Below are 11,526 nucleotides of genomic sequence, written 5' to 3' on the forward strand. Positions count from 1 at the left end.
TTTCTTTTGCGCTCATGTCGAATTATCCTTACAATAAACTTATGAATCTTTAAGTTAGGAGTATGACGGATGAAACTCATTATTGCTGAAAAGCCGGACCAGGGCTTAACGCTGGCGTCTGTTTTTAAAATGAAAAAACAGCAGGGTTTTATTGAAATACTGCCGAATGAAATTTTCACTAATGGCGCTTTTGTCACATGGGCAGTAGGGCATGTGTGTCAGTTAGTATCGCCTGAGAAATATGACGCTACTTTGAAGAAATGGTCCTTAGATACGCTGCCGATTATTCCTGCGCAATTCCAATATGAAGTAACAAAGGACAAAGCCAAGCAGTTTGGTATAATTAAAAAATTGGTTAATGATCCTAGAGTTACATCCATTATTCACGCGGGGGATGCCGGACGCGAGGGTGAATTAATTATTCGAAACATCCTTCGTTTGACTAATTGCCGAAAGCCGATGCAGAGACTTTGGATCTCATCTCTAACACCTAAAGCAATCAAGGATGGCTTTTTGTCGCTACTAACCGAAGGAGAAACCCGTAATCTGTACTTTGAAGCATATACTAGAGCATGTGCTGATTGGGTTGTGGGAATGAATGCCTCACGCCTTTATAGCTTGCTATTACAAAAAAGAGGATTCTCGGATGTGTTTTCTGTCGGTAGGGTCCAGACGCCAACTCTTGCACTGATTGTGAAACGGGAACATGAAATTGAAAATTTTGTCTCCGTACCGTTTTGGGAAGTCCAAGCTAATTTCTTGATAGTTGGGAAAAAGTATAACGGAAAATGGGAAAAAGATGGAGAAACAAGAATTAAAACGAAAGAAATGGCAGAAAAGATTGCGTCATTTTGCCAAAATAAAGCTGCAGAAGTTGCTGAAGTCAAGGCTGAGAAAAAGGAATTTTTACCCCCACTCTTATATAATCTTTCCGCTCTTCAAGCAGATGCCAACCGCAAATTTAAATTTCCACCCAAAAAAACTCTAGATGTTTTGCAAAAACTCTATCAAAAAGGTATTGTTTCATATCCTCGTTCTGACTCTAGACACGTCACCAAAGGTGAGGCTGAGGGCTTCGGTGAAACGTTAAGGAAAATTGCTGCATTAAACGAGTACGGAGAACTATTTCCATTGCCGGTTCAATCGATTGCCGAAAATAAACGATATGTAAATGATAAAAAGGTAACGGATCACTATGCAATTATTCCAACGGAGCAAGTTCCAAATGTAAACAAGTTGTCCAGTGATGAGAAGTTATTATACGACATGATAGTAAGGAGCCTAATTGCCGCACACTATGGAAAGGCAATTTCGGAGTATACAACGGTTAAAACACTTGTTGATGGCAGGGCTGAATTTATTTCAAAAGGAAAAGTGGATCTTGAAGAAGGCTGGCGAAAAGTTATACCTCATAAAGAGAAGGACGGAGAACCTGTACTACCGCATTTGCTGGTAGGTGACCATGGAATAGTGAAAAAAGTTGAGGTAAAGGAAAGTGCAACACAACCGCCAAAACGTTACACTGAAGGTCAATTAATCACCTTAATGAAAACGGCCGGAAAACATATCGAGGATAAGGAATTGGAAAAGGTCTTGATGAAGACTGAAGGCTTAGGTACTGAAGCGACCCGCGCTGGTATTATTACAATGTTGAAGGATCGAAAATACATTGACATAAAAAAGAATCTCGTATATGCAACTGCTAAGGCAAAAATTCTGATTTCTGCTGTCGGAAAACAAATTTTGGCTTCACCGGAAATGACGGCTAAGTGGGAGCAACGTCTGAAGGAAATTTCAGAAGGCACAGCTTCTCCAAAACAATTTATGGAGCAAACAAACAAAATGGTTATTCATTTGATTCAAGCAGGTTCAAGTGAATCGCTTGATTGGCTTTTTTCTGAGGAGGATGAGCAGTCTTTTGTCCCAAGGGAAACGAAGCAAAGGCGTGTGACCAAGCTAGGACCTTGTAAAAAGTGCGATGGGGCTATCATTGATAAAGGTACGTTCTATGGCTGCTCTAATTACAATAAAACAAAGTGTACATTTACCATTTCTAAAAAGGTTCTCGGTAAAACGATTACCCAGCAAAACATAAAAAAGCTGTTAAAAGATGGTGTGACGGATGTAATTGAGGGATTTACGGGGAAGGAAAAAACGTTTAATGCCAAGCTGTCATATGATATGACGCAACACAAACTCGTGTTTATTTTTGATGAACAACCTATGAAAGATAGGGGCTGACATTCTGCTTTACCTTGTCAGCCTTTGCCACTTATAGTAAAATTTTCATTGATATGTGATTTTGGGAGGGTATCGGATGCCGACACCAAGCATGGAAGATTATATAGAACAAATTTATAAACTGATTGAAGAGAAAGGCTACGCTCGTGTTTCTGATATTGCGGAAGCGCTTTCTGTCCACCCCTCTTCTGTGACGAAAATGGTCCAAAAGCTTGATAAGGATGAATATCTCGTTTACGAAAAATATAGAGGTTTGGTTTTGACAAAGAAAGGTCATAAAACTGGACAGCGCCTGCTTTACCGTCATGAGTTGCTAGAGCAGTTTTTACGTATAATTGGTGTAAAGGAAGAAAATATCTACCATGATGTTGAAGGGATCGAGCATCATTTAAGTTGGGACGCAATTGACCGAGTCGGTGATTTAGTCCAATTTTTCGAAGAGGATCAAAAAAGAATACAGGCTCTACTACATGTCCAAAAGCAAAATGTTCATAATGAATCCAATTAAAAGTCTGACTTTCTTGAGTCAGTCTTTTTTGTTTATGAAAATAATTCCTCATGTTTCTTTTTTAACACATCCTTTTCAAACAGGAAAAAAAACCTGTGATAGCGAATTATTAGTTTAATAATCTAAATATTCAAATAAAATTAGGGATGAGGATGCATATGAAGGATTTTTATTGGGTAGAGGCAGCGGAAAAGGAATGGAATACAAGAGCTAATTCTTGGCATGCCAAAAGTAAGGAAATGTGGGATAACGGTAGTAGAAAGGATATTGTCCCTTTCTTTAAGCAATATGTTCATCGTGGAGCTCGCGTTGTTGATTTAGGCTGCGGAGATGGCTACGGTTCATATAAACTGTCGAAAGTTGGCTATTCGGTAACGGGAATTGATGTGTCCGAGGAGATGGTCGAAAAAGCAAACAGCTTAGTTGAACCAGAAATAAATTTACATTTTGCTAAAGGTGATATCGCTAATATTGATGTCGCTGACCGACATTTTGATGCGGTCCTTGCGATAAATTCATTGGAGTGGACAGAGAGCCCATTAACGGTGCTTGAGGAGATGAAAAGAGTTGTCAAGCCCGGTGGCAAAGCCTGTGTCGGAATATTAGGTCCAACTGCTGCACCTCGTGAAAATAGTTATCGACGTCTTTATGGTTCACCAGTTGTATGCAACACGATGATGCCATGGGAATTTGAGCGACTGGCAGAAGAAAACGGATGGCGAAAAACAGCCGAATTAGGTGTATATAAACGCGATACAGAAAAGCTTTCTAAGGGCGCGCTAACTAAAGAGATCAGGCAATCACTAACATTTATGACAGTGTTCCTGCTTGAACTTCAGTAGACTAGATTGTGTCAGAAGTGTGGCGTCGGCAAATAGCCCTAAAGAACCCGGTAAAAATATAAAAGGCTCCGTCTCATTTAGACGGAGCTTAATTTCTTACTCTTTCATGACCATTCGAACGGTGTTTCTTGGTAAACATAGTAGTTTAACCAGTTTGAAAATAGTAAATGGGCATGAGACCTCCAGCGATTTAATGGCATTTCTTCTGGATTATCATTCGGAAAATAATGCTTTGGTTTTATTTCTAAGCCTTTTTGAAGATCGCGGTGGTATTCTTCTGCTAGAGTGCCTGTATCGTATTCTAAATGTCCAGTCACCATGATTTGACGGCAATTATTTGCACTCACAATAAATGGACCGGCTTCTTCAGAATAGGAGAGCAGCTTTAATTCAGGATGGGCGATAATCGCTTCCTGCGACACATCTGTATACCGGGAATGTGGCGCTAAGTATTCATCATCAAAGCCTCGTAGCAGCTTTTCTGTCCGATCGTTAACTTGATGAGAAAATACGCCAGTACATTTTGCAGGTAATTCAAATTTTCCGATTCCAAAATGATAATATAGTGCTGCTTGGGCCCCCCAACAAATATGCAAAGTTGAAGTTACATTTGTTTTAGACCATTCCATAATCTCCGTCAATTCATTCCAATAATTAACCTCTTCAAAAGATAAATGCTCGATTGGGGCACCAGTAATAATCATTCCATCATATTTGCGGTGCTTGATTTCTGAAAAGGTTGTGTAAAATTGATCGAGGTGATATTTGCTGGTATTTTTTGAAACATGGGTGGCTGTTTTTAAAAAGGTAACATTAACTTGTAACGGAGTATTTCCAACCAAACGTAGTAACTGTGCTTCAGTTCGTTCTTTTTCAGGCATTAAATTTAAGATCAATATATTAAGTGGGCGAATATCTTGTTGCATTGCCCGGTAATCATCCATAACAAATATGTTTTCGGCTTCTAGAACATCTCTGGCAGGAAGCTTCTTTGGTAATGTGATTGGCAAATGATCATCCCCTAGTACGAAAATTCAATTATTCCTATTATATAGAAAATATAAACTACTTTTCAATCATTTAATATTAAAGATAAACTTCGGGAATTTTTTCATTAGAAACTTGTGTTTAATGGTAAAATATAATAGCACTTATTCTGAGACCATCCTGGGGGAATTGTTCATGACAGTACAGACGAAACATAAAACAGATATAGAAATTGCCCAACAAGCAAAATTAACGCCAATTACAGATATAGCTGCAAGTCTTGGTCTTGAAGAAGGAGACCTTGAGCTTTTCGGTAAATATAAGGCAAAGCTTTCTAGTGATGGATTAGCAAAATTACATACGAAGAAATCCGGGAAGGTCATTTTAGTGACCTCGATTAATCCTACACCTGCGGGAGAAGGTAAATCCACCGTTACAGTTGGTCTTGGTGATGCTCTTCACTTACTAGGGAAAAAAGTTGTCATCGCGATGCGTGAGCCGTCATTAGGACCAACCTTAGGGCTTAAAGGTGGAGCAACAGGTGGTGGTTATGCTCAAGTTCTGCCGATGGAGGATATCAATCTTCATTTTACTGGAGACATTCATGCGATTACGACAGCCAATAATGCACTTGCTGCATTAATTGATAATCATCTGCAGCAAGGAAACGACTTAAAAATTGATCCGCGTCGAATTGTTTGGAAGCGGGCACTTGATATGAACGATCGAGCTTTGCGACATATTCTTGTTGGACTAGGTGGTCCGACACATGGAGTTCCGCGTGAGGATGGTTTTGATATCACGGTTGCTTCAGAAATAATGGCGGTGTTGTGCCTTGCTAAGGACATAGAGGATTTGAAGATTCGTCTAGGGAAAATGGTGATTGCCTACAATTTCGACAAGCAACCAGTAACTGTAGCAGATTTACAAGTCGAAGGCGTATTAACGTTATTGTTAAAGGATGCTGTAAAACCAAATCTTGTCCAAACAATCGAACATACGCCGGCACTCATTCATGGTGGACCGTTTGCCAATATTGCTCATGGATGTAATAGTGTTACGGCAACGACAGCTGCTGTAAAGCTCGCTGATTACTGTATTACAGAAGCTGGCTTTGGAGCTGACCTTGGAGCTGAGAAATTTTTACATATTAAAACTAGAAGCGCTAGTGTTGAGCCAAGTGCTGTGGTCATTGTTGCGACCATCCGTGCGTTGAAAATGCATGGTGGAGTTGCTAAAGGTGATCTTCATCACGAAAATGTCCAGGCATTAACTAAAGGACTAACCAACCTTCAAAAGCATGTTGAAACGATTAATAGCTTTGGGTTACCATTTGTTGTTGCAATAAATCGTTTCGTGGGTGACAGTAAGGCTGAAATATCCCACTTATTGTCCTATTGCCGTAATAAAAACATTCCAGTAGCATTAACCGAAGTTTGGGAAAAGGGTGGAAAAGGCGGAGTGGAGCTAGCAAACACTCTGTTGAAAATCTTAGAAAAGGACGAGTCAAGATTCAGTCCATTATATTTACTCTCAGATCCGATTGAAGATAAAATTCGCACGATTGTTCAAAAGGTATATGGGGGTAAGGATGTAGAGTTTTCTGCAAAAGCCAAACAACAGCTAACACAATTTACAGATAACGGCTGGGGGGAACTACCGATATGTATGGCAAAAACACAGTATTCTTTATCTGATGATCCAAAAAAACTAGGACGGCCTAGTGATTTTATTGTCCATGTACGAGAGTTAAAGCCGAGCATTGGAGCAGGATTTATCGTTGCTTTAACAGGTGATGTTATGACAATGCCAGGTTTACCAAAGCAACCAGCGGCAATGAAAATGGATGTAGATCATCAAGGAAATGCAATAGGATTGTTTTAACCCGGGCTGTGAAAAAATATGAGGAACGCCATGATAATGAGGGGGAGATGAAATGTTCGATCCGACGGCTTTCGAAAATCTTAAAGTAGTGGTTGAAGGCGCTGTGTATGATAGAGATTTAAGTGGAGAAATTCTAGTAACGGATCGATCTGATCTCATAAATTTAGCCAGATTAGGCCGGCGTTTTGAGATTTCTTTTATTGATCAAAATAGCAAGGGAGATCGCGTGACAGCGATATTAATTTTAGAAGCGAATATCGAAAATCTTGCCGCTGAATTGCTCCCTGCAGTATTATCTGAGAAGCATGCTGGCTGTCATGTTGATGTGAAATTTTCATGTATTCACCCAAACGATCTTAGTTTTTATCAGAAAATTGATAGTATATTAAAGGAAATATGGGGCAATAATCGCAAAATTGAGCAACGAATTCTACTCAATCCCTTTGATTTAAAGAATGATATTACAAATGACATTACGATTCATTTTAATCGGCTCATATATGAAGATCAAAGCTCAGATATTATCAACCTGGTCGATTTCATGATTACCTCGATTAGAGAGTTAAAAAATTTATTCCAATAAGCAAGTAAAGGTGCTCTAAATGGGCACTTTTTTACTGCTGTTATGGTAGTTCATGATAAAATAGGGAACGAACTGAAAGAAGGTGCTGCTATGGAAAGTGAAATCATTAAAAGTACAGTAGCATTTGTGAAAAATGAACTAGGACAGGATGCCACTGGTCATGATTGGTATCATATTGTGAGAGTTCGAAAAAATGCTTTACATATATGGGAGAATGAACAAGCAGGCGGTGACAAATTTGTCATTGAAATGGCTGCATTATTACATGATATTCCCGATGAGAAATTAAATGAATCAGAAGAGGCTGGTTTGAAAAAATTACAGTCGTTTTTGGACAATCTACAAATGGAAGAAACTACAGTTCAGCGAATTATCACCGTTATTTCGATGATTTCCTACAAGGGTGGGAGAAAGCAAGACCTATCGTCGATAGAAGCAAAAATCGTTCAGGACGCAGATCGTCTTGATGCATTGGGTGCGATTGGAATTGCTCGGACATTTGCCTATGGTGGCAAGAAAGGCCAACCTCTTTATGATCCAAAATTAGGGGTTCGAACTGAGATGACTCTTGAACAATATCGTAATGGACAATCATCATCGATTAACCATTTTTATGAAAAATTGTTGAAGTTAACAGATGGATTACATACCGACACCGCCTTACAAATTGCCAGAGGTCGTCATCAATATATGGTCGATTTTTTACAAGTATTTTATAACGAATGGAATGGTCAAGCGTGAAAATGATTTCAATTGAAAATGTCTCTAAAACATACGGAGAGAAACAATTATTCAATAGCCTTGAGTTTACGATTTCCGAAAAAGACAGGGTTGGATTAATTGGGGTTAATGGTACAGGGAAATCTTCCTTACTAAAAATCCTTGCTGGACTTGATTTGGCCGACAGCGGTGATGTTATCAAAGCAAAGGATTATCGGATTTCATATTTATCACAAGAGCCGGACCTAAATGGGGATTTATCTGTATTGGAACAAGTGTTTCAGGGAGATGCACCGATTTTAAAACAGTTGCGGGACTATGAACAAGCATTACTTGATTTGAATGAAAATCCTGAAAATAGTGCTGTTCAAGAACGACTGTTTGACGTGCAGAAAAAGATGGATGCGGAAAATGCCTGGGATGCGAGTGCGAATGCCAAATCCATTTTAACAAAGCTTGGAATTCACGATTTTCAGAAGAAGATTCATGTATTATCAGGTGGGCAAAAGAAGCGGGTAGCACTTGCCCAGGTATTAATTCAAGCACCAGATTTATTGATATTAGATGAACCTACTAACCACCTCGACTTTGATTCGATTAAATGGCTCGAGGACTATTTAAGTCGCTATCAGGGTGCGTTATTGCTTGTAACTCATGATCGTTACTTTCTCGATCGAGTAACGAATCGAATTTTTGAATTAGACCGAGGGAACTTGTATAGCTATAAAGGGAACTATGCGGCGTTTCTAGAGGCAAAAGCTGTACGCGAAGAAAATGAAGCAGCAACGATTGAAAAACAAAAAAATTTATATCGCCGTGAGCTTGAGTGGATTAGACGAGGAGCTCAAGCGCGAAGCACTAAGCAAAAAGCGCGTATACAGCGCTTTGAAAAACTTGATGATACGCTCGCTTCAGTAAAGAGTACAGATAAGCTTGATTTATCTTTGAATGGTAGCCGTTTAGGCAAACAAGTCTTTGAATTAAAAAATGCTTCAAAGCAATATGACAGTCTAACAATCTTAAAAGATTTCGATATGCTGATTAAGCCTGGTGACCGAATCGGGATAATTGGTAGAAATGGAACTGGTAAATCAACGATTCTGAATATCTTAGCTGGCAAAATCCCGCTAGATACTGGTGAAAGACAAATTGGTCAAACGGTAAAGCTTAGCTATTATACGCAGGAAAGTGAAGACATGGATGAAAATATGAGGATGATTGAATATGTGAAGGAAACCGCTGAAGTTATTCAGACCTCAGACGGTAAAATCCTTTCAGCAGCGCAAATGCTCGAGCGCTTCTTGTTTCCACCTCATACTCATGGAACACCAATTCGTAAACTTTCTGGTGGAGAAAAACGCCGTCTTTATTTACTAAAGCTTTTGTTAACAGCACCCAATGTCCTCCTCCTTGATGAGCCGACGAATGATTTGGATACCCAGACCTTAACGGTGCTCGAGGATTATTTAGAAGAGTTTCCAGGAGTGGTCATCACGGTCTCCCATGATCGTTACTTCTTAGATAAGGTAGCCGAACAGCTCTTGATTCTGCAAGGAGGCGGTATCGTTGAAAGTTATTATGGGGCCTATACAGAGTATTTGGAAAAAGAGTCTCAATCTGTGAAAGTAGTTGAAAAATCCCGATCCTCTAACGAGCAAAAACAAATAGAATCCGAAAAGTCTAAAAAGAAAAAAATGACTTATATGGAGAAAAAAGAGTGGGACGAAATCGACGATAATATCGCGAAAGTCGAAGCACGAATGGAAGAAATTGCAGCAGAAATTAATAATACGGGTAGTGATTTTGAAAAGGCTCAATCTCTAATGAAAGAAGAAACTCAGCTTAACGAACAGCTTGAACATCTAATTGAAAGATGGAGTTATTTATCCGAAATCGCTGAAAACGAGTGATTCGTTCGTCTTCGCTTTTATAATTGAAACGATAAGTATCATATCCTAAGCACGAAGCATGAAATCCTACTTGTCTATATGCTAAAATGATTTCGATTAACACTGACGTGGTAGTGTAAAGGGTGAGGGTATGAAAATTATCTCAATTGAACCAACTCCTAGTCCAAACACTATGAAAATTCTTTTGGATGAAGAGCTGCCAATGGGAAAAAGCAATAATTACAAAAAAGAATCAAGTCAAGGTGCACCAGAAGTGATTCAAAATATATTGACAATAAACGGTGTAAAAGGTGTTTATCATGTCGCAGATTTCCTAGCGGTTGAACGAAATGCAAAATATGATTGGAAAGAGATTCTGCATCGTATCCGTCATGCATTTGGTGAAGAAGCAGAAGAAAATAAAACAAGTAGCCATAAGCTTGATGACCATTTCGGAGAAATAAGCGTTCAAGTTCAAATTTTCAAAGGAATTCCGATGCAGGTAAAACTATCTGACGGAAATGTAGAAAAGCGATTTGGACTTCCGAGCATTTTTACGTCAGCGTTAACCCAGGTTCAAAAGCCCAATGATAATGTGGTATTGATGCGACGGTGGAAAGATTATGGAGTTCGTTACGGTGATTTAGAGCAGGTTGGGCGTGATATCGTTGAAGAACTGCTAGCAGCATTTCCCGAAGAACGCTTAAATGTGATGATTGAGAATGAAAATAGTCCAAAAACCCTGGCCGAGCGAAGTCTTCAACTGAATCGTCTAAAATTATCATTAGCTGATCTTGATCAAGGTGATTGGCGGGTACGCTATCGTCTGCTCGAACAAATGGAGGATCCAGACATAAGTGATTTGCCTCTACTAGAAAAAGCGTTGCAGGATGAAAAAGCCTCTATTCGAAGATTAGCGACCGTCTATTTGGGAATGATTAAAGATGAGCAGGTTCTTCCCTTGCTATATAGGGCTTTAAAAGATAAAACCGTTACTGTTAGAAGAACCGCTGGAGATTGCTTATCTGATTTAGGATTTCCTGAGGCGATGACAGCGATGATGGAGGCGCTAAAAGATGATAATAAGCTCGTCCGTTGGCGTGCGGCAATGTTTTTATTTGAAGTGGGCGATGACCGTGCACTTTCAAGTTTAAAGGCTGCCGTAAATGATCCTGAATTTGAAGTTAGTCTACAAATAAATATGGCGATTGAGAGGATTGAAGGCGGAACCGAAGCACTCGGCTCTGTATGGAAACAAATGACCGAAGCAAGAAATACTGACAAGCAATAACAATGAGGAGGAATTTTACATGTCAATGGCTTACGAAGAATATATGAGACAAATGGTAAAACCAATGCGAGAGGAATTAGTTGTAGCAGGTTTCAAAGAGCTGTTAACTCCTGAAGAAGTTGAACAATTCATGAAGGAAGCCAAAGGTACAACCTTAGTAGTTGTGAACTCAGTGTGCGGTTGTGCGGCGGGGCTTGCCCGTCCAGCTGTCACACAAGCGTTATTAAAAACAGATAAAAAACCTGAACACCTGGTTACAGTATTTGCTGGACAGGAAAAAGATGCAACTGCAAAAATGCGTGAATATTTTACCGGCTACGAGCCATCATCACCATCTATGGCTCTATTAAGAGGTACAGAGGTTGTTCATTTTATTCCTCGTCATGAAATTGAAGGACAGCCAATGGAAGTGATTATGGAAAATCTAGTAAACGCCTTTCAAACCAATTGCTAAAAAAAGGATGCCTCAGCATCCTTTTTTCCTTGTGTGCCAGGCATGGCAACTATCTAGGTGGTGAAAGTCCGCTGTGGGGGTACACATCAACCAACCACTAAGGAAGCGCAAGGTACTTATTGTGAGA

Annotated in this window: 10 protein-coding genes; 9 read left to right on the plus strand and 1 reads right to left on the minus strand. The window is 39.5% G+C overall.

The genetic code is table 11. The features are described from left to right. Window positions 1–69: 69 nt before the first annotated feature. The 3 genes from HHO41_RS19545 (at window position 70) to HHO41_RS19555 (ending at window position 3,591) form a co-directional block, all read left to right on the plus strand. Window positions 70–2,241 (plus strand): DNA topoisomerase III, encoded by a 2,172-nt coding sequence (locus HHO41_RS19545; RefSeq protein WP_169101848.1) that lies wholly within the window; start codon window positions 70–72, stop codon window positions 2,239–2,241. Between the two features lie 76 nt (window positions 2,242–2,317). After that, complete coding sequence (gene mntR / locus HHO41_RS19550) at window positions 2,318–2,749, plus strand: transcriptional regulator MntR (protein ID WP_169101850.1); 432 nt, start codon at window positions 2,318–2,320, stop codon at window positions 2,747–2,749. A 158-nt stretch (window positions 2,750–2,907) separates the two neighbouring features. Then, window positions 2,908–3,591: a class I SAM-dependent methyltransferase gene (locus HHO41_RS19555; protein ID WP_169101851.1), complete on the plus strand. Its 684-nt coding sequence runs from the start codon at window positions 2,908–2,910 to the stop codon at window positions 3,589–3,591. A gap of 104 nt (window positions 3,592–3,695) precedes the next feature. On the opposite strand, the gene metA is transcribed toward HHO41_RS19555, so the two are convergent. Further along, window positions 3,696–4,601 (minus strand): homoserine O-acetyltransferase MetA, encoded by a 906-nt coding sequence (gene metA / locus HHO41_RS19560; RefSeq protein ID WP_169101852.1) that lies wholly within the window; start codon window positions 4,599–4,601, stop codon window positions 3,696–3,698. A gap of 172 nt (window positions 4,602–4,773) precedes the next feature. On the opposite strand from metA, the gene HHO41_RS19565 reads away from it, so the two are divergent. The 6 genes from HHO41_RS19565 (at window position 4,774) to HHO41_RS19590 (ending at window position 11,399) form a co-directional block, all read left to right on the plus strand. Then, window positions 4,774–6,462 carry a formate--tetrahydrofolate ligase gene (locus HHO41_RS19565; RefSeq protein ID WP_169101853.1) on the plus strand — a complete coding sequence of 563 codons (1,689 nt, stop codon included), beginning with the start codon at window positions 4,774–4,776 and terminating at the stop codon, window positions 6,460–6,462. Between the two features lie 52 nt (window positions 6,463–6,514). Beyond that, the gene (locus HHO41_RS19570) at window positions 6,515–7,045 is read left to right on the plus strand and encodes a hypothetical protein (protein ID WP_169101854.1); all 531 of its coding nucleotides are present in this window, start codon (window positions 6,515–6,517) and stop codon (window positions 7,043–7,045) included. A 90-nt stretch (window positions 7,046–7,135) separates the two neighbouring features. Then, complete coding sequence (locus HHO41_RS19575; RefSeq protein ID WP_169101855.1) at window positions 7,136–7,786, plus strand: HD domain-containing protein; 651 nt, start codon at window positions 7,136–7,138, stop codon at window positions 7,784–7,786. Next, complete coding sequence (locus tag HHO41_RS19580) at window positions 7,783–9,675, plus strand: ATP-binding cassette domain-containing protein (RefSeq protein ID WP_169101856.1); 1,893 nt, start codon at window positions 7,783–7,785, stop codon at window positions 9,673–9,675. Before HHO41_RS19575 ends, HHO41_RS19580 begins: the two co-directional genes overlap by 4 nt. 130 nt (window positions 9,676–9,805) lie before the next feature. Further along, window positions 9,806–10,945, plus strand: coding sequence for a conserved virulence factor C family protein (locus HHO41_RS19585; protein WP_169101857.1), 1,140 nt, complete (start codon window positions 9,806–9,808; stop codon window positions 10,943–10,945). Window positions 10,946–10,964: 19 nt separating this feature from the next. After that, window positions 10,965–11,399 carry a BrxA/BrxB family bacilliredoxin gene (locus tag HHO41_RS19590; protein ID WP_169101858.1) on the plus strand — a complete coding sequence of 145 codons (435 nt, stop codon included), beginning with the start codon at window positions 10,965–10,967 and terminating at the stop codon, window positions 11,397–11,399. The last annotated feature ends 127 nt before the right edge of the window (window positions 11,400–11,526 follow it).

It is taken from the genome of Bacillus sp. DNRA2 (genome assembly GCF_012843265.1).
Taxonomy (GTDB): domain Bacteria; phylum Bacillota; class Bacilli; order Bacillales; family Cytobacillaceae; genus Bacillus_BU.

Coding starts and splice junctions, on each gene's coding strand:
- HHO41_RS19575 (WP_169101855.1), top strand. CDS start 7,136: ATGGAAAGTGAAATCATTAAAAGTACAGTAGCATTTGTGAAAAATGAA.
- HHO41_RS19585 (WP_169101857.1), top strand. CDS start 9,806: ATGAAAATTATCTCAATTGAACCAACTCCTAGTCCAAACACTATGAAA.
- HHO41_RS19590 (WP_169101858.1), top strand. CDS start 10,965: ATGTCAATGGCTTACGAAGAATATATGAGACAAATGGTAAAACCAATG.
- HHO41_RS19565 (WP_169101853.1), top strand. CDS start 4,774: ATGACAGTACAGACGAAACATAAAACAGATATAGAAATTGCCCAACAA.
- mntR (WP_169101850.1), top strand. CDS start 2,318: ATGCCGACACCAAGCATGGAAGATTATATAGAACAAATTTATAAACTG.
- HHO41_RS19555 (WP_169101851.1), top strand. CDS start 2,908: ATGAAGGATTTTTATTGGGTAGAGGCAGCGGAAAAGGAATGGAATACA.
- HHO41_RS19570 (WP_169101854.1), top strand. CDS start 6,515: ATGTTCGATCCGACGGCTTTCGAAAATCTTAAAGTAGTGGTTGAAGGC.
- HHO41_RS19545 (WP_169101848.1), top strand. CDS start 70: ATGAAACTCATTATTGCTGAAAAGCCGGACCAGGGCTTAACGCTGGCG.